Source organism: Pseudomonas sp. PvP089, from assembly GCF_017875165.1.
In the GTDB taxonomy this organism is placed as follows: Bacteria; Pseudomonadota; Gammaproteobacteria; order Pseudomonadales; family Pseudomonadaceae; genus Aquipseudomonas; species Aquipseudomonas fortuita.
The window spans coordinates 3674576-3692448 of sequence record NZ_JAGGME010000001.1; the positions used below are offsets into that span (position 1 = coordinate 3674576).

The following is a 17873-nucleotide window of genomic DNA, read 5'->3' on the forward strand; positions in this document are numbered from 1 at the left end:
AACGCTTTGGCAAGCGGCTTCTAGCTGACTTTAGATCAAGTTTGATGGCGTCAAATTTCCTGCGTGAAAACCCAAGCCAATTGCAAGTTTGCTATAAGCGTGCCGACGCACACGGCCTTTCATTACCACTTGGCTATTGATAATTAGCATTTGATATCTTCTTTGCATAAAAGAAACGTCGACATGCCTGAACGCTTTTGCGGTGGCTGCCGGGCCATTTGGCAAGCACCCACGGCCCGATTGAGCCAGACTGGTGTTTTGCCGGCAGCCGGTGCATGCTCCATGCTGAAGCGATTCACCCTGCTTTGAACCAGCCCCGCAATGTGAGGTGCAGTACCTATGGACCGTCTGCTCGATTCACTCTTCCCCAGCGCCGAGAACATTCCGGAAACCTGGCGCCTGGGAGCCCCAATGGAACAACGCGACTACCTGGTGAACGGCGAACTCAGGCAGTGGGACGGCCCCTTGGCCACGGTGCGCAGCCCGGTATGGCTGAAGGAGGGCGCAGAGGAACGCCAGGTGGTACTGGGTAGCGCCCCGCTGCTCGACGCGGACACCGCCCTTACGGCCCTCGACGCCGCCGTGCAGGCCTACGACAAGGGCCGCGGTGCCTGGCCGAACATGCGTGTGGCCGAACGCATCCAGCATGTCGAAAACTTCCTGGCCCGTATGCGCGAGCAGCGCCAGGCCGTGGTCAAGCTGCTGATGTGGGAGATTGGCAAGAACCTCAAGGATTCAGAAAAAGAATTCGACCGCACCTGCGACTACATCGTCGACACCATCAATGCCCTCAAGGACCTCGACCGCCGCTCCAGCCGCTTCGAGCTGGAACAAGGCACCCTCGGCCAGATCCGCCGCGCGCCGCTGGGTGTGGCGTTGTGCATGGGGCCCTACAATTACCCGCTGAACGAAACCTTCACCACCCTGATCCCGGCGCTGATCATGGGCAACACCGTGGTGTTCAAGCCGGCCAAGTTCGGTGTGCTACTGATCCGCCCGTTGCTCGAAGCCTTCCGCGACAGTTTCCCGCCGGGGGTGATCAACGTGATCTATGGCCGCGGCCGGGAAACGGTGAGCGCGCTGATGGCCAGCGGCAAGGTCGATGTATTCGCCTTCATTGGCACACACAAGGCAGCCAGCGACCTGAAAAAGCTGCACCCACGCCCGCATCGCCTGCGCGCTGCGCTGGGCCTGGATGCCAAGAACCCAGGCATCGTGTTGCCGCAGGTCGACCTCGACAACGCTGTCGAAGAGGCGGTTACCGGCGCGCTGTCGTTCAACGGCCAGCGCTGCACAGCGCTGAAGATCCTGTTCGTCCACGAGCACGTGGTCGACGCCTTCCTCGACAAGTTCCAGCGCAAGCTGGCCGCGCTCAAGCCCGGCATGCCCTGGGAACCGGGCGTCGCGCTGACGCCATTGCCGGAGCCCGGCAAGGTCGACTACCTTGACGGCCTGGTCGCCGATGCCACGGCCAAGGGCGCACGCGTGCTCAACGAAGGTGGCGGGCAAAGCCGCGGCTCGTTCTTCTATCCGGCCTTGCTGTACCCGGTTAACAACGACATGCGCGTGTACCACGAAGAGCAATTCGGCCCCCTGGTACCCGTGGTGCCCTACCGCGACCTGCAAACCGTCATCGACTACGTGCTGGACTCCGATTACGGCCAGCAGTTGAGCCTGTTCGGCAACGATCCGGCGACCATCGGTAGCCTGGTCGACATCTTCGCCAACCAGGTCGGGCGCATCAACATCAACGCGCAGTGCCAGCGCGGCCCCGACACCTACCCGTTCAACGGCCGCAAGAACAGCGCCGAAGGCACTCTGTCTGTGCATGACGCCTTGCGCGTGTTCTCCATCCGCACCCTGGTCGCCACCCGCTTCCAGGAGGCCAACAAAGAACTGATCAGCGAAATCATCCGTAATCGCCAGTCGAGCTTCCTGACCACCGACTACATCTTCTGACGGCCGCGCTTTATAGAAAATCGATCTAGCGGCATTGTCGATTGTCCATCGGCGCAAACGACTCTAAGCAACAGGGCGCCATCCGGCGCCCACTGCAACGGAGAGTCGAACATGGCAGTCAAACCCATCCCCGAAGGCCAGCACAGCATCACCCCCTATCTGGCCATCAACGACGCCGCCAAGGCCATCGAGTTCTACAAGAAGGCCTTCGGTGCGGTCGAAATGTTCCGCCTTGATGCTCCTGGTGGCCGTGTGGGCCATGCCGAACTCAAGATCGGTGATTCGTCGCTGATGCTGGGCGACCCCTGCGACATGGAAGGCGGCCTTACCGCCAGCCAGAAGCTCAGCGGCGCAGGCGTGGGCCTGCACCTGTATGTCGAGGACTGCGACAAGGTCTACGCCCAAGCCCTGGCGGCTGGCGGCACGCAGTTGCACCCCTTGACCGACCAGTTCTATGGCGACCGCAGTGGCACCCTGAAAGACCCGTTCGGCAATATCTGGTTCGTCTCGACCCACAAGGAGGACCTGAGCCCTGACGAAATTCGCGCCCGCGCAGCGAAGATGTTCGGCGGTAACCCAGCGGCAAGTTGAAAGCGGCGCCACTTTGCTTGAAGCTTGAGGCTCGTAGCCTGGAGCTGCTTCATGCGAATCATCGACAAAACCGCTGCGCAGGTGCGCAGCCTGACCCCCGCTGAAGAGGATCTGCTGGTCGGTTTTGCCACCGGCAGCCTCGTCGGCCCGCGCCTGCTGCAGGCGAACCAGCTACTGATGAAGGTTCGCAACGCCAACCAATGGCTGGGCTGCGACTGCCGCAACGACGCCCTGCCGGTGCTCAATGTCACCCTTAACGGCAATACCGGCACATTGTTCCTCAAGAACAACCCGGGCACTGCCGAGCATGCCCCTGGTTGCCCGTTTACCAAAGACGAGCGGGAAGCCGCCGAACGCGAAGACGATCCCGCACCACCTGCCGCCTGGCTGCCGCCCGACACGCCGCTGCGCCTGATGGGTGACTTTCGCGCCGGTACCGCCAGTGCCGGAAGCGATGGCAACGACCGGCGCGAGCAACAGCGCCTGCTGTCGCTGCTGCTCACCTGGATCGAGACCAGCGGCCTCAACCTTTACGCCACTCATCTGAAGAAGGACCTGACCACGCAGTTTGCCGAATTGCGCAGCGTGGCCAGTCGCTACCCGCTGCTGGAGCGGATACCTGCCAGCAACTACCTGGAAACCCGGCTGGACATGAAGCACATGATGATGCTCAAGTCCCGGCTGCGTGAATCCACACTGTTCGGCAACCATCGCCGCCACGGGCTGATGCTGGACTGCGTCGACCAGATCAAAGGGCGCAAGCTGTTCAACAATCGCAGTGAAGACGGCTTCGACTTCCAGGGGCACCACCTGTACTGGGGCGGTAGCCGTACCAGCGGGCCGTTGCTGGCACTGATGATCTACTCGCCGACCAGCGCCGGTAGCCATTTCTATGAGCTGATCCATGTGGCCAGCGTGCCGGTGCTATCGCGCGCGCATCTGTTCCCGGTGTACCGCGATGAAGAGCGCGAGCCACTCAAGGCCCTGGTGTCGCTGATCGACTGGATGGCCAGCAAGAGCGTCAAGGTGCAAATGCGCCGGCCGGTGATCGGCGGCCAGGTGATGGATGAGCTGGTGATGACCTCGGACCAGGACCGGGTATTGTCAGTGTCGCTCCTCGAACAGCCGATTGGGCCCGAGCCGGACACCGAAAACTTCAAGCGCTACGCCGACTTCAAGAGCCTGGAAACCTTCCGCAAGTTTGTTGCCGGTTTCTTCATGCGCGAACGCTGAATTGCGACCGGTACATGCCCCGGGCAGGCACAGTCATGTGTCGCGACAGGGATGCAAGGCGGCCCCAGGATCCCGGGCTATTGACTCAGTCCAGGCAGTCCTTGGCAGCCTGGCGCAATTTGTCGCCAGACAGGAAGCTGCCCTTGTAGAAGGTCGCGCGGCTGCCTTCACGAGAGTCAACCACGTCCAGTACATCGTCACTTGCCACCGCACTGGATGCCGTCAGTCGATACCCGTGGGCAATCGACTTCTGCGTGGCCTGGGGTGCCAGAACCTGCCACTTGGGCAGGACACAGGCGGCGTACACCTGCGGCGTTTTTTTGGTCAGCTTGCTGGCAGTGGGTTTGCCGGGCGTCGCGCAGCCAGCAAGGCTGGCAACTAACGCAGAAGCGATGAAGATACGAAAAGTAGGCATTTGCAATTGGCCGTCAGGGATACGCTGCATTCTAACGAGGGTTGTCCAAAGTTTCTAACCAACCATGGTCTTGCTGGTGAATTTTCGCGCCATTGACACAGCAACGACGCGCCAGTGACAACACCATCACATCGCGGGTTGTTTACTGGCGCCCGGTCACTGCAATTAATTGTTTGAATCCAGGGAACGAAGTCATTCTGCCCTGCTTCTCATCAACATCAGGCAACGGCAACACCGGCCGGCTTTGTTCAGGAGAACCCCATGCTCTGGTGGCTGGAAATACTCGCCCAATATGCAACCTCCACCGGCTTGGCCGTGCTCTGTATTTTCGTGTTCTGGGCCTATGGCTTGGCATTCGGCAGCGTCTACATGAGGCTCCTCTCTGGCCTGCTGGCTGCCATGCTGCTAACGATCGCCGCATGCCCGCACGGTGTGGACTTTGCCTTGGGCAAGCACCTGGCGCTTGGTGGTCCAGGTGCTCTGCTGCTGTTTATTGCAGATGCAGCAGGCGTGATCACAGCGGTGGTGGTGGCCTCGTTTTTCTTCAGCCCCGGGCGGTTGCAGGACGAAGCCTGAGCGGGCTCACTGGTGGGCACCTGATATTTCTGCCAGTAGCATGGGTAGCCGAACGTTGAGAAAGTGAACTGCCAATGGGGCACCTCACCGCGACTCGGCCAGGAAATACACACCATGCAAAAGAACGCCAACATCACGCGCTTCTTCTACCAGAACGGCAAACTCGTCACCCTTAAAACCGGTGAACAGGGCCGTAGCATCTTTCGGTCCTCGGATGTGCCACTTGCCGAGCAACACTTAGACGGCACCCGCACCAGTGGATTGCTGGTGACCGACGACAAGGGTTCGGTGCTACAGGTGCAGGAAAGCAGCTGAGCCCCCCTCAAGCCGCACCGGCCCCACCATAAGGGTCGCACAAGCGCTCCAGCGTTCGGGCAAGGCTGCGCTTTCCACAAATCTGTTGCGTTTCACCCTGCCCTGAGGCGATGCTCATGGAACGGTTGAAGCAACAGACACGGAAGGCCTTTAGCACCATGGAAACGCTTCTCAGCATCAAGTCCGATCTGGTCAGAACAGCCGATCATCTGGAAAAGCTCAGTCAGGCCATGAGTGGCCACGCCAGGTTCATGGAGGCGCGTGCCAGTTCGCAGAGCGAGATTGATGTCACGGCGCACATCAGGTCCATCAATGTGGTAGCAGACGAGTTGCGCGCTGTCGCTGCAAAAATCGACGACATTGGAGGTGCTAGCTTCAGCTCAACCTGAGCTTCACCACTTTGCTCAGCGCCCAGCCACTGAAGACGTAGAACGCATCCAGGTAGAAACGCCCCGCGTAGTTGGGCAATGGCGCGTGATTCAACAGCACATCCGGGTCGGGCGTGGGTGGGAACAAGGCATAAAAGCCGTTGGGCAGCACCGCCAAGGCCAACAATAGCAGGTAAGTCGATGTTTGCAGCAGGGTGCTACGATTGCTGAACCTGGCGGCACCCTTCAGCCCGTAGTACGCAACCAGGCCGGCAACGGGCAACACCCAGAAATGCGTCGGGATCCCAATGAACATTTCGGCGACTGCGCTTCTTGCTTCCACCCAGTGTTCTCCATCCAAATGCGTGGATTATCGCGGGCACGGCAGGCAAATGCAAAACCAGCACTGCCCAGTTCAGGACTGCCACGTTCGAATAAGAACGGCGGCAGGGCCCACCAGCAAAAAGCCCGCTCTCGACGGCGGGCATTTTGTCTCTGGCGGTTAGATGATCATGCTTTTGAACACATCAACGCGGCATCCAGCAACCTCCCATGGTCGTACCAGGCATCACGTTGATAGGCTGTGAACTGATGCTGGCCTGCTGTGCTGCGCAACTCCACAAGGCCATCTGCCTTGCTGGGGTCGGTGCTTTCGATGAACAGTCTCACCGAGTTATCGCCATCAACCTCGTAGGTTTTCACATTCCCGGGCAGTTCACCCTTCACGCACCCCAGATACGCGGGTGGGCTCTTAGCGGTGCTGCCAGAGGTAGAGTCATGACTATCACGCACGTCGGGGTTTTGTGCGCACCCGGCCGTGAACAATGTGGCGAACGTGGAAACGAGTAATGCACCTGCTACCGATATTGAGCTCTTCACGCGACACGCCCCTGCTGCCCCCTCGAGAACTTAGGAAAGTGTTGCCAAGTAGCACGCCATTTTTTAGTTGTCGTGAGCCATATTACTGCTCAATGACAGCCATGCCATAGGTTCATTTGCTATATGGGTTCAGGCTGCATTGGCGGCGCAATAAATGTCCTCTTCTACAGCTTGTCCTGCGTCCGCCAGGTCTGCAAGTTTGGGCGCCGCGCTCCCCGCCCGCAGTTTTATCTGAGGTTCAGGACGGCTGGCGTCGCATAGGCATAAGCAACTACAAATGCCCCCAACCCCGAGTATTACCGTACCCACTCTCGGGGTCAGGCAATGGCCTTGAGAAAGACCAAGGTTGCCACCAGGTCCAGGACCAGTACAGTTGCCACAACGAAAACCATGTAATAGCGGTCATCCTGAGTCATGTCGGCGCTCTCCGCGTGATCAATGTCTCAGGAGCAAAGCAATTACCGTTCCAGCACCGATGCCCAGCCAACGGCTGCCACTGCGCTCAAACGTGGCGATCTTCTACGATGCCTTTACCTGACATACGCCGTTGGCTTTGTTCTTGCCGGTATACGATACGTCGGGCGAACCGTCGGGGTTGATCGACAATGAAACAGTCACCCCGCTGCCTTTGGCTTCGAAGTAGTTATCGTTGAACTTCTTCAGCTTCCCTTCCTTGCCATTGATATAGATCGGCCCACCTTTGTCCGCATGGACCTCAATGTTGCCGGGGCACGTTGCGTTCAGCAGTGGAATCCCGGCCTGGGCCGCGCCCGATGCCAGCATCAAGGCAGCCAGCAATAAACGTGTCATCTCACGCTCCTTAAGTGAATTGATCGTGACAAAAGCAATAGAGGGCCATCATAGCAACCCTCTGCAGTATGCGCTCGCGGGCTAGTCTAGACTGAAATGGCCATCCACCACGGAGCCAGCAGATGCAACCGTCAATCTCTGCGCAGCCTGTCCCTCATGAAGGTCTTGAAGATGTTGACCATCTCAGGTTTCACCGCGCCCATGAACATATGCACCACCCGTTTGGTAACGATGCTTTTGCCCGCAGGGCGGAAGCTTTCGCGCGCTTCTTTGGCACGCCGTTGTTTCTAGGGTCTCAGTCACTGGTGGTTCTGATATGGATGGGGATCAGCCTATCGGGGCTGTCAGCGTTCGATCCCTATCCCTTCATTCTATTGAATCTGGCGTTTAGTCTGCAGGCGGCCTACGCGGCCCCTCTGATTCTTCTGGCTCAAACCCGCCAAGCCGACCGTGACAAAGCAACAGCCGAAGCAGATGCGCGACATCGAGAGGCGATTGCCATGGCCAATCAACGACGTCAACGGGACGCGGAGATGCAAAGCAAGCAGCTTCTGCAGTTGCTGGAGCAAAACACACACCTCACAGAAGTCACAAAGCAAATGAGTGAACGGATTGAGCTCCTTACATCGCAGATGCACGCGCATTTGCTTGCGTCCTCAGTGCATGCGCCTTTGGGTAATAACGATTAATCCCTTACCCCTGCAGTTGCCTGCGGAGCGCTGTTTCGTCCTACCTCACCTCATTCGCAAAGCGGCCAACTGCCCCGACCACTTGTTTAGCGCCGCTTTGAATTTCCAGGATGACGGTGCCGGCTTCATTAGCCAATGCCAAGCCTTCCTCAGCTTTTGCCCGGCTGCTGAATATTTCGCTAACGGCTTGATCCGCAAGCGCCTGGTTTTGTTGGACCACGCTAACGATTTCCTCGGTGGCCGAACTGGTGTGACCAGCGAGTTTGCGCACCTCATCAGCAACCACAGCGAAGCCTCGACCTTGCTCACCCGCACGCGCGGCTTCGATAGCTGCATTCAGTGCTAGCAGATTCGTCTGCGAAGCAATTCCGCCAATGGTTTTAACGATAGAACTGATCAACGCAGACTGTTTGCCAAGCGCTTCGATGCTCTCGGTTGCCGCGTTCATTTGTTCAGCGATACTGCGCATGGTCTCCACCGTTCGCGTCACGACCACAGCGCCACGCTCCGCGCTCGAATCCGTTTGCCGGGATATGGCGTACGCGACACCCGCTGCATCCTTTACCTCTTGCTCGCGTGCGACCTGGTCCGTCACGACACTCGCAAACTTCACAACTTTAGACAGCTTGCCCTCAGTGTCATGTACAGGGTTATAAGTGGCCTCGAGCCAGATAACACTTCCACGGCCATCGACGCGTTTGAATCGGTCTGCAACGTACTCGCCACGGTTGAGCGTCTTCCAGAAACTTTCATACTGGGGCGATGCCGCTTCTTCGGCAGGGCAGAACAAACGATGATGTTTTCCTGCAATTTGGCCTAATGAGTAGCTCATGGCATCGAGAAACTGCTTGTTGGCTGTGATGACGGTGCCATCCAGGTTAAATTCAATGACGGCAGTGGACCGAACCAGCGCCTGGATCAGCGCTTCATTTTCCTTCGCCTGCTCCACGGTACGGGTGATTTCACTGCCGTAACCCTGGACATGGCCAAGGCTCGCGTCGTGGTCTCGAATAGGGAGCCAATAGATTTTCAACCAAGCAAGCGTGCCGTCCGCGCGGAGGTAGCGATATTCGTCATTGACGGGTTCAAAACGCGCTACAGCTTGATTGAACGCGTGAAAACAAGGCAGGTCTTTAACGTACGGCGGCACGATCTCCGCGAGCGGGCGCCCCAGCAGGCGCTCCTCAGAATACCCCAAGGTTTCCGAGAACTGTCGGTTAAATGCGCAGATACGAAACTGTGCATCCAGCCTTATGGTGAGCATGCCTCTGTCCATCTGCTCGACCTGCTGACGTAACTGATGCAGCTCCGCGCTCTGCTCTTGCAGCATTTTTTTGAGATTGCGGTTGAACATGACAGGCTCCAAGTGTGCTGGGTAAGCAATTATCGAGATGGGCCCATTGTTCTAGAGCATCCAGTCAATTTTTAATTGCAGCATGATGGGTATACGGGCGGGGTGATGAAAAATTCCAGGCCGGCAGATAAATTGCTACAGGCTTGGACGCGCGGCTGAACGCACAACATTGCAGGTGTTTAGGGACACTGCTGAAAATCACAGATTCCTCTGCGATTCTGGATCACGCGGGTAGCGAAGGCTGAGATCTCTGGCTCAAGAACTGAAGCCAGGCATCATGCGATTTCATCTGGCAGACCACGGCATCATCCCAGATAGCGCCGTGGATCTCACCCGCAGCAACCAGGTACATGAGCCTTGATGTACAGGCTTCCAGATCAAGGAGCTGCCGATGAGCCGTGAAGCGAAAATCAACGTTGCTTGGCATCTGGAGGTAAGGCCTGAAGGACTGGCTCGTGGACACGGGCCGATGTTCCTGTGTAATCAATATGACATCAAACCCCAGCGGCCGCATGCCTTATCGCAGATTCGCCCCCGTGATTGGACGACTCAAAGGACCGATGTTGGAAAACGCAGTAGCCGCCTCACCCTCTGGCGCTGCCCGCCAGCGCCTCAACGCTTGCCGCCGAGGACGGGCGGCAAGGCGGTGAAGAACCAGTAGATCCCAGTTCCTAGCACCATGGTCCACCGGCTTGCCGGGTTGAGAAACATTCCGACCACCCCAAGCGCGATCAGCGTCACGCCAGCCCACCGCCTGCGCCTCGGGTTGAACCATCGCTGGAACGCCCGAAGCCTCTCACCCAAATGCATCACCACTCTCCTTTTGGTAGGCGACGAAGCATATCAGCTGCCTGCCGCATGTACCCACACCTCGCTGCCCGCCAGCACTTCCTCAAACCAAAACGCCGCCTGATGAGGCGGCGTTGACTGAAGCACGGACGTTACCAGGTCTTCGGCTCTGACTTCTTGTAAGCGCCACTGGTCATGCACTTTTCGACCAGGTCTTCGCGCGCCTTGTTGTCTGGAAGCGTTTTCAGATAGTCGGGCTGACAGTGTTCGCCAGTCGGCTCGTAGGCTGCTGTGTCGACGGCATCTTCTTTGCAGCCCGCCAGAACCACTGCAGAGAACGCGGCGGCAGAGAAGAAAACCAATGCTTTGCGTGACATGAGCTCATTCCTTTGAAGTGGTCGGGCGTTATAGCAAACCTCGACCAGCATCGCAAAGAACGCCCCTCACCCAGGTCCAGCGAACGGGCACACTCCGGTGCATGGCGTCCAAATCCCTGCACCCGGTCAGCCCCTTTGTGTTCCAGCCGAGCAAAGTTGGGCTGTGGATCAACGAACCAAGTGTTACAATCCGCCACTTCAAATCGGCGCTCAACGCGCTGAACATCCGTGAGCGCCGCCAGTACGACACCCGCCACACCTATGCGACCCTGTGCCTGATGCCTGGTATGAACCCCGCGTTCATTGCGAACCAGCTCGCCACAGCGTCGAGATGTTGCTCTCTACTTACGCGAAATGGATCAGCTCCTCCTCGGACTGGAGGGAGCTGGAGAAGCTGCCGCCCCGAGTCGAATTGGCCCAAAATTGGCCCAAACCTGACGCGAGGGCCTAAATACACCTCTGGAACCCCCGCAGGACAAGCACTTGATTTCTACCGCTAACATCACCATGCAGTTCGGCTCCAAGCCGCTGTTTGAAAACGTTTCCGTAAAATTCAACAACGGCAACCGCTACGGTCTGATCGGCGCCAACGGTTGCGGCAAGTCGACCTTCATGAAGATCCTCGGCGGTGACCTGGAGCCTTCCGGTGGCCAGGTGATGCTGGAACCGAACACCCGCCTGGGCAAGCTGCGCCAGGACCAGTTCGCCTATGAAGAATTCACCGTGATCGACACCGTGATCATGGGCCACAGCCAGCTGTGGAAGGTCAAGGCCGAGCGCGACCGTATCTACTCGCTGCCGGAAATGACCGAAGAAGACGGCATGGCCGTCGCCGAGCTGGAAACCGAATTCGCCGAAATGGACGGCTACACTGCCGAATCGCGCGCCGGTGAACTGCTGCTGGGCCTGGGTATCCCCCTGGAACAGCACTTCGGCCCGATGAGCGAAGTGGCGCCAGGCTGGAAGCTGCGTGTCCTGCTGGCCCAGGCATTGTTCTCGGACCCGGACGTGCTGTTGCTCGACGAACCAACCAACCACCTGGATATCAACACCATCCGCTGGCTGGAAACGATCCTCACGGCGCGTAACAGCACCATGATCATCATTTCCCACGACCGCCACTTCCTCAACAGCGTCTGCACCCACATGGCCGACCTGGATTACGGCGAGCTGCGCCTGTTCCCAGGCAACTATGACGAGTACATGACGGCGGCCACCCAGTCGCGTGAGCAGTTGCTGTCGGACAACGCCAAGAAAAAGGCGCAGATCGCCGAACTGCAGACGTTCGTCAGCCGCTTCTCGGCCAACGCCTCCAAGGCCAAGCAGGCGACTTCGCGTGCCAAGCAGATCGACAAGATCCAGCTGGCCGAAGTCAAACCTTCCAGCCGTGTCAGCCCGTTCATTCGCTTTGAGCAGACCAAAAAACTGCACCGCCAGGCGGTGGTGGTCGAGAAGATGGCGAAAGCCTTCGACGACAAGGTGCTGTTCAAGAACTTCGACATTACCGTCGAGGCGGGTGAGCGCGTTGCGATCATCGGCCCCAACGGTATTGGCAAGACTACCCTGCTGCGCACTCTGGTCGGCGAAATGACCCCGGATGCAGGTTCGGTGAAATGGACCGACAGCGCAGAAGTGGGCTACTACGCCCAGGACCACGCTCACGACTTTGAAGACGATCTGAGCCTGTTCGACTGGATGGGCCAGTGGACCTCCGGCGAACAGGTGATTCGCGGCACCCTGGGGCGCATGCTGTTCTCCAACGACGAGATCCTCAAGTCGGTGAAGGTGATTTCCGGTGGTGAGCAAGGCCGCATGCTGTTCGGCAAGCTGATCCTGCAAAAGCCGAACGTGCTGGTGATGGATGAGCCAACCAACCACCTGGACATGGAGTCGATCGAGGCGCTGAACCTGGCGCTGGAAAACTACCCGGGCACCTTGCTGTTCGTCAGCCACGACCGCGAGTTCGTGTCGTCGTTGGCCACGCGCATCATCGAGCTGTCGCCCGATGGTGTGGTGGACTTCAGCGGTACCTACGACGATTACCTGCGCAGCCAAGGCGTACTGGTCTGATCGAAGTGTAAGGCCTGGCCATGTTGCATGGCTGGGCCGGCCTTTTCGCGGGCACGCCCGCTCCCAAGAGCCCAGTCAAGCAGGGGACGTGTGGGAGCGGGCTTGCCCCGCGAACACCGGCGAAGCCGGTGCCAGGCACCGCGTACTCCCATTCAGGGGACAAGTCCGCTGCCACAGCCACACCCTGGCGAATAATTCGTTAGCCTGCTTTCTTTTCCTTCGCACAACGGCCATGATGGGACCACGCCCAACCGCCCGCCCGCGAAAGAGCCCATGACCGCGCAACAACCTGCCCCCGCCAGCCATACGCTGCACATCACCCTGCAGATCCTGTCGATCGTTTTCTACACCTTCATTGCCTTCCTCTGCATCGGCCTGCCCATTGCGGTGTTACCCGGCTACGTGCACGACCAGCTGGGCTTTGGTGCGGTGATCGCCGGGGTGACCATCGGCTTGCAATATCTGGCCACCCTGCTGAGCCGCCCGTTTGCCGGGCGCGTTGCAGACACCCTCGGGGGCAAGCGAGCCATCCGCTTCGGCCTGCTGGGGATTGCCGGCTGCGGGGTATTGACGCTGTTATCGGCCTGGACCCTGACGCTGCCACTGCTGAGCCTCGCGTTGTTGCTTGGCGGCCGTTTGCTGCTCGGCATCGCCCAGGGGCTGATCGGCGTGGCTACCTTGAGTTGGGGCATCAGCCAGGTCGGCCCCGAACACACCGCCAGGGTGATCTCATGGAACGGTATCGCCTCCTACGGCGCCATCGCTATTGGCGCGCCACTGGGCGTATTGGCCGTGGATGGGCTGGACTTCAGCGTGCTGGGGCCTGCTTTGCTGGTGCTGGCAACCCTTGCCCTGCTGGTGTTGCGAAAGCGCCCCGATGTGGTGGTGGCGCGCGGCGAGCGCCTGCCATTCTGGTCGGCGTTTGCCCGGGTCGCACCGTGCGGTCTTGGCCTGACCCTGGCTTCGATCGGCTATGGCACCCTGACCACCTTCGTCACCTTGTACTACCTGGAGCGAGGTTGGGTGGGCGCAGCCTGGTGCCTCAGTGCGTTTGGGGTGTGCTTCATCATTTCGCGGCTTTTATTCGTCAATGCCGTCAACCGGTTTGGTGGCTACAACGTGGCGGTCGCCTGCATGGCCACCGAAGTGCTGGGCCTGAGCCTGCTGTGGCTGGCGCCTGCGCCGGCCTGGGCACTGGTCGGCGCGGGGCTTACCGGTTTCGGGCTGTCGCTGGTGTACCCGGCGCTGGGCGTCGAGGCAATCAGCCAGGTCCCCAGCAACAGCCGCGGCGCGGGGCTGGGGGCCTATGCGGTGTTCTTCGATATGGCCTTGGCTATCGCCGGCCCGCTGATGGGCGCAGTAGCCGTGCACCTGGGCTATGCCTCGATCTTCTGCGTGGCTGCCCTGCTCGCCCTGGCCGGGGTGGGCCTAACGCTGTTGCTATCGCGGCGCGCTCGCCGCGGCTGATCGCTCGGCCAGTTGCGGCGCGCCCAGCGCCTGGCTGAAGAACGCCGCCGTTTCACGCGCCAGCGAATGATGGATATGGCGGCGATCCACACCCTCGGCATCCTTGCACAGCGCCGGCATCCGCGCGTACTGCTCGGCGTCGCAGTGGGCCATGAACACAAAGTGGCCGGCGCCGGCCAACAGGCGATAATCGGGAGTGACCGGCAGCTTGCGGGCCAGAGCTTCGGCGTTGCGGTCCACCGCCACCAGCTGGTCGCTATCACCGCTGTAGATCAGCGCTGGCACCTGAACCCCCGCCAAGGCATGGCGCCCGAACAGCAGGCTCAACGGCGCCATCAGCATCACCGCCCCTACCCGCTGGTCGGCCTGCGGCGCCAGTTCGCTGCGGTCGGCAATCAAGATGCCGTGGGTCTTGCAGGCGTCGGCGTCGGTCGGACGCTCCAGGCAGTACTGGCGCAGGCGGTCCAGGTCCGGGCGCGCACCGGAAAGGATCAACGCGGTTTCGCCACCGGCTGAATAACCGATCACGCCCACCTTGCCTTCATCCAGGTAAGCCCCGACCAAAGCATCATCGCGGGCTGCGGTGATGGCGGCGCTGACTTGCAGCGGCCGGCCATACAGATTGCTCAGAGTACCCAGACGACTGTGGTCGTGGGCATTGTCCCCAGGGTGCACGACTGCCACCACCACAAAGCCTCGCCGCGCCAACGAAGTTGCCAGGTAATGCAGCGCCAATGGGCTGCCGGTATTGCCGTGGGACAATACCAGTAACGGGAACCGGCCCGTGGCGACGGGTGCCTCTTCAGCCACCTCGACTGGATAGCCGTCTATACGGCTGCTACGGGGTTTACCGATAGCGGGGTAGAACGCCAATGCTTGCATCGGCCGGCTATCGACCGGGTCGACCAAGGTCATGTGGTGCAGGCCGACAACCCGGGGCCCAGCCTCGGCATGGGCCAGCAGGCCGCCGATCAGGACCAGCGCCAACACGCAGCGGGGAATAGTCATCGGCCGGCGGTTCCTTGCAGGGCGAAGCGATAGCCCAGCATAAAGCCGGCCTGGCGTGCGCCGGATGAAAACTGGATGAAACCCTCGTCATGCACGTTGCGCGCGCACCCTATGCATTTGCGCATGGCGTCGAACCCGTGGCATAGATACAGGTCCACGTCTTTACGTGACCGTTTCGCGCCAATGAAGGAGATTCATGCATGAGCAAGCCCGCCTACGTGCCACCCAAGGTCTGGCGCAATGAAGCAGCGTCCGGCGGCCAGTTCGCCAGCATCAACCGCCCTGTTGCCGGCCCGACACACGACAGGGACCTGCCGCTAGGCAACCACCCTCTGCAGCTTTACTCCCTGGCCACCCCCAATGGCGTCAAGGTCACCATTGCCCTTGAAGAGCTGCTTGCCTTGGGCCATACCGCAGCCGAGTACGATGCCTGGTTGATCCGCATTGGTGAGGGCGACCAGTTTTCCAGCGGCTTCGTCCAGGTCAACCCCAATTCCAAAATCCCTGCCCTGCTCGACCGCAGCGTCGAACCGCCTGTGCGGGTATTCGAATCGGGTTCGATCCTGCTGTACCTGGCAGACAAGTTCGGCGCACTGCTGCCAAAATCGCCCGTTACACGCGCCGAGAGCCTGAACTGGCTGTTCTGGCAGATGGGCGCGGCGCCTTACCTGGGCGGTGGCTTCGGTCACTTCTACGTGTATGCCCCGGAAAAAATCGAATACGCGATCAACCGCTTTACCATGGAGGCCAAGCGTCAACTGGACGTGCTCGACCGCCGCCTGGCCGAGAGCCGCTACCTGGGCGGTGATGAGTACAGCATTGCCGATATTGCCGTGTGGCCGTGGTATGGCCAGCTGGTGCGCGGCAACCTGTATGACGCGGCAGAATTCCTGGCGGTGGATGAGTATCCCAACGTGCAGCGCTGGGCCGAGGAAATTGCCCTGCGCCCGGCGGTGCAGCGCGGAACGCGGGTAAACCGCACATGGGGTGATGAGGCCAGCCAAGTGCCCGAGCGGCATGCGGCGCAGGACCTGGATTGAGGGTTAGCCGGGGTCGCTGTGCGACCCCGACAATGCCCGCTTGCATAAAACCATTTGCCCCCGCGCAAACCTGCGTCCGCCAAGCCCTTCTTGTACACTCCTCGCATTAGCCCCCACCTGCACATTTTTTGGTGAACGCATGATCGAGGTAACCGAGGTTTCCATTGCCGAGCTGCGCGACGCGCTCGAGTCGGGCCGCACGACGGCGGTCGAGCTGGTCAAGGCCTACCTGGCGCGCATCGACGCCTACGATGGCGCCGACACCGCCACCGCCCTGAACGCTGTCGTGGTACGCAACCCCGAGGCGCTGAAAGAAGCCGAGGCCTCCGACGCCCGCCGCGCTCAAGGCCAGGTCCTGAGCCCGCTGGATGGCATTCCCTACACCGCCAAGGACAGCTACCTGGTCAAAGGTCTGACCGCCGCTTCCGGCAGCCCTGCCTTCAAGGATCTGGTCGCCCAGCGCGACGCTTTCACCATCGAGCGCCTGCGCGCCGCGGGTGCTGTGTGCCTGGGCAAAACCAACATGCCGCCCATGGCCAACGGTGGCATGCAGCGCGGCGTGTATGGCCGCGCCGAAAGCCCGTACAACGCCAACTTCCTGACTGCGCCCTTCGCCTCGGGCTCATCCAACGGTGCCGGCACCGCCACCGCCGCCAGCTTCAGTGCCTTCGGCCTGGCTGAGGAAACCTGGTCCAGTGGCCGTGGCCCGGCGTCCAACAATGGCTTGTGCGCCTACACCCCCTCGCGCGGCGTGATTTCGGTGCGTGGCAACTGGCCGCTGACCCCGACCATGGACGTGGTGGTTCCTTACGCCCGCACCATGGCCGACCTGCTGGAAATCCTCGACGTGGTGGTCGCCGATGACGCTGACAAGCGCGGCGACCTGTGGCGTCTGCAACCTTGGGTGCCAATACCGGCGGCATCCACCGTGCGCCCAGCTTCTTATCTGGACCTGGCAGTGGATGCCAGCGCACTCAAGGGCAAACGCTTTGGCGTACCGCGCATGTATATAAATGCCGATGCCGAAGCAGGCACCTGCGAAAAACCAGGCATCGGTGGCCCGACTGGCCAACGCATCAACACCCGTGCCACTGTGATTGATTTGTGGCAACAGGCACGCCAGGCTCTGGAGGCGGCCGGCGCCGAAGTGCTGGAAGTGGACTTTCCGCTGGTGTCGAACTGCGAGGGCGACCGCCCGGGCGCACCGACCGTTTACAACCGTGGCATCGTCAGCAAGGAGTTCCTGCATGACGAGCTGTGGGAGCTGTCGGGGTGGGCCTTTGACGACTTCCTGCGCGCCAACGGCGACCCGAAGCTCAACCGCCTGGCCGATGTCGATGGCCCACAGATTTTCCCCCACGACCCGGGCACCCTGCCCAACCGCGAAGACGACCTGGCCGCCGGCATGGACGAGTACGTCAACATGGCCAAGCGCGGGCTGAAGACCTGGGACCAGATCGAGACCTTGCCCGACGGCCTGCGTGGCCTGGAGCACACGCGCAAACTGGACCTGGAAGACTGGATGGACAATCTGGGCCTGGACGCTGTGCTGTTCCCGACAGTGGCCGATGTGGGCCCGGCCGATGCCGACGTCAACCCGGCATCAGCGGACATCGCCTGGAGCAACGGTATCTGGGTGGCCAACGGTAACCTGGCGATCCGTCACCTGGGTGTGCCGACCGTCACCGTGCCAATGGGGGTGATGGCCGACATCGGCATGCCGGTGGGGCTGACCTTTGCCGGGCGGGCTTACAGTGACAATGCGTTGTTGAGCTTTGGTGCAGCCTTCGAGGCGACTGGCTCGCGCCGTATGATTCCGCCGCGCACCCCGGCGCTGGGCTGACTTTTACAAGGGCCGCTTTGCGGCCCATCGCCGGCAAGCCAGCGCCCACAGGAAACTGCAAACCTCAAGGGTCGTGCAGTAACTGTGGGC

At 60.4% G+C, this 17873-nt stretch carries 19 protein-coding genes and 1 pseudogene; 12 read left to right on the plus strand and 8 right to left on the minus strand.

What is annotated here, in order from left to right:
• Positions 1-339 precede the first annotated feature (339 nt).
• The 3 genes from J3A71_RS16780 (at position 340) to J3A71_RS16790 (ending at position 3783) form a co-directional block, all read left to right on the plus strand.
• On the plus strand, positions 340-1959 hold the full coding sequence (locus tag J3A71_RS16780; RefSeq protein WP_023048165.1) for an NADP-dependent glyceraldehyde-3-phosphate dehydrogenase: 1620 nt from the start codon (positions 340-342) through the stop codon (positions 1957-1959).
• A gap of 111 nt (positions 1960-2070) precedes the next feature.
• On the plus strand, positions 2071-2550 hold the full coding sequence (locus J3A71_RS16785) for a VOC family protein (RefSeq protein WP_016486687.1): 480 nt from the start codon (positions 2071-2073) through the stop codon (positions 2548-2550).
• 51 nt (positions 2551-2601) lie between these two features.
• Positions 2602-3783 carry a hypothetical protein gene (locus J3A71_RS16790; RefSeq protein WP_096426014.1) on the plus strand — a complete coding sequence of 394 codons (1182 nt, stop codon included), beginning with the start codon at positions 2602-2604 and terminating at the stop codon, positions 3781-3783.
• Positions 3784-3868: 85 nt separating this feature from the next.
• Here J3A71_RS16790 and J3A71_RS16795 read toward each other — a convergent pair whose 3' ends face one another.
• Positions 3869-4228 carry a hypothetical protein gene (locus J3A71_RS16795; RefSeq protein WP_016486685.1) on the minus strand — a complete coding sequence of 120 codons (360 nt, stop codon included), beginning with the start codon at positions 4226-4228 and terminating at the stop codon, positions 3869-3871.
• Positions 4229-4459: 231 nt separating this feature from the next.
• On the opposite strand from J3A71_RS16795, the gene J3A71_RS16800 reads away from it, so the two are divergent.
• The 3 genes from J3A71_RS16800 (at position 4460) to J3A71_RS16810 (ending at position 5478) form a co-directional block, all read left to right on the plus strand.
• Entirely contained in the window at positions 4460-4774 is a 315-nt protein-coding gene (locus tag J3A71_RS16800; protein ID WP_016486684.1) for a hypothetical protein, read from the plus strand.
• A 114-nt stretch (positions 4775-4888) separates the two neighbouring features.
• A complete protein-coding gene (locus J3A71_RS16805) occupies positions 4889-5089 on the plus strand; it encodes a hypothetical protein (RefSeq protein WP_023048166.1) in 201 nt (66 codons plus the stop codon).
• A gap of 158 nt (positions 5090-5247) precedes the next feature.
• Positions 5248-5478, plus strand: coding sequence for a hypothetical protein (locus J3A71_RS16810; protein WP_096426955.1), 231 nt, complete (start codon positions 5248-5250; stop codon positions 5476-5478).
• Here J3A71_RS16810 and J3A71_RS16815 read toward each other — a convergent pair.
• The 3 genes from J3A71_RS16815 to J3A71_RS16825 form a co-directional block, all read right to left on the minus strand.
• Positions 5465-5773 carry a hypothetical protein gene (locus J3A71_RS16815; protein ID WP_096426013.1) on the minus strand — a complete coding sequence of 103 codons (309 nt, stop codon included), beginning with the start codon at positions 5771-5773 and terminating at the stop codon, positions 5465-5467. The two genes, J3A71_RS16810 and J3A71_RS16815, sit on opposite strands and share 14 nt — an antisense overlap.
• 194 nt (positions 5774-5967) lie before the next feature.
• Positions 5968-6336 carry a hypothetical protein gene (locus J3A71_RS16820; protein ID WP_031312022.1) on the minus strand — a complete coding sequence of 123 codons (369 nt, stop codon included), beginning with the start codon at positions 6334-6336 and terminating at the stop codon, positions 5968-5970.
• Positions 6337-6855: 519 nt separating this feature from the next.
• Positions 6856-7146, minus strand: coding sequence for a hypothetical protein (locus J3A71_RS16825; RefSeq protein ID WP_016486678.1), 291 nt, complete (start codon positions 7144-7146; stop codon positions 6856-6858).
• A gap of 122 nt (positions 7147-7268) precedes the next feature.
• Between J3A71_RS16825 and J3A71_RS16830 the strand changes: the two genes are divergently transcribed.
• Complete coding sequence (locus J3A71_RS16830) at positions 7269-7835, plus strand: DUF1003 domain-containing protein (protein WP_016486677.1); 567 nt, start codon at positions 7269-7271, stop codon at positions 7833-7835.
• A 40-nt stretch (positions 7836-7875) separates the two neighbouring features.
• On the opposite strand, the gene J3A71_RS16835 is transcribed toward J3A71_RS16830, so the two are convergent.
• The 3 genes from J3A71_RS16835 to trbK all read right to left on the minus strand — a co-directional run bounded on the left by J3A71_RS16835 (position 7876) and on the right by trbK (position 10355).
• On the minus strand, positions 7876-9189 hold the full coding sequence (locus J3A71_RS16835) for a PAS domain-containing methyl-accepting chemotaxis protein (protein WP_023048168.1): 1314 nt from the start codon (positions 9187-9189) through the stop codon (positions 7876-7878).
• A gap of 612 nt (positions 9190-9801) precedes the next feature.
• Positions 9802-9930: a hypothetical protein gene (locus J3A71_RS31695; RefSeq protein WP_256550102.1), complete on the minus strand. Its 129-nt coding sequence runs from the start codon at positions 9928-9930 to the stop codon at positions 9802-9804.
• A 200-nt stretch (positions 9931-10130) separates the two neighbouring features.
• Positions 10131-10355 carry an entry exclusion lipoprotein TrbK gene (gene trbK / locus J3A71_RS16845; RefSeq protein WP_016486673.1) on the minus strand — a complete coding sequence of 75 codons (225 nt, stop codon included), beginning with the start codon at positions 10353-10355 and terminating at the stop codon, positions 10131-10133.
• 101 nt (positions 10356-10456) lie between these two features.
• Between trbK and J3A71_RS31475 the strand changes: the two are divergent.
• From J3A71_RS31475 to J3A71_RS16855, 3 genes and pseudogenes are all read left to right on the plus strand, one after another.
• Positions 10457-10806: pseudogene (locus tag J3A71_RS31475) on the plus strand (integrase).
• A gap of 32 nt (positions 10807-10838) precedes the next feature.
• Positions 10839-12425 (plus strand): ABC-F family ATPase, encoded by a 1587-nt coding sequence (locus J3A71_RS16850; protein ID WP_016486587.1) that lies wholly within the window; start codon positions 10839-10841, stop codon positions 12423-12425.
• A 273-nt stretch (positions 12426-12698) separates the two neighbouring features.
• The gene (locus J3A71_RS16855) at positions 12699-13892 is read left to right on the plus strand and encodes an MFS transporter (RefSeq protein WP_209953052.1); all 1194 of its coding nucleotides are present in this window, start codon (positions 12699-12701) and stop codon (positions 13890-13892) included.
• Here J3A71_RS16855 and J3A71_RS16860 read toward each other — a convergent pair.
• On the minus strand, positions 13866-14900 hold the full coding sequence (locus J3A71_RS16860; RefSeq protein ID WP_016486585.1) for a dienelactone hydrolase: 1035 nt from the start codon (positions 14898-14900) through the stop codon (positions 13866-13868). The two genes, J3A71_RS16855 and J3A71_RS16860, sit on opposite strands and share 27 nt — an antisense overlap.
• Positions 14901-15100: 200 nt before the next feature.
• Between J3A71_RS16860 and yghU the strand changes: the two genes are divergently transcribed.
• Complete coding sequence (gene yghU / locus J3A71_RS16865) at positions 15101-15940, plus strand: glutathione-dependent disulfide-bond oxidoreductase (RefSeq protein WP_209953054.1); 840 nt, start codon at positions 15101-15103, stop codon at positions 15938-15940.
• A 139-nt stretch (positions 15941-16079) separates the two neighbouring features.
• Complete coding sequence (locus J3A71_RS16870; protein WP_016486583.1) at positions 16080-17783, plus strand: amidase; 1704 nt, start codon at positions 16080-16082, stop codon at positions 17781-17783.
• Positions 17784-17873: the final 90 nt, after the last annotated feature.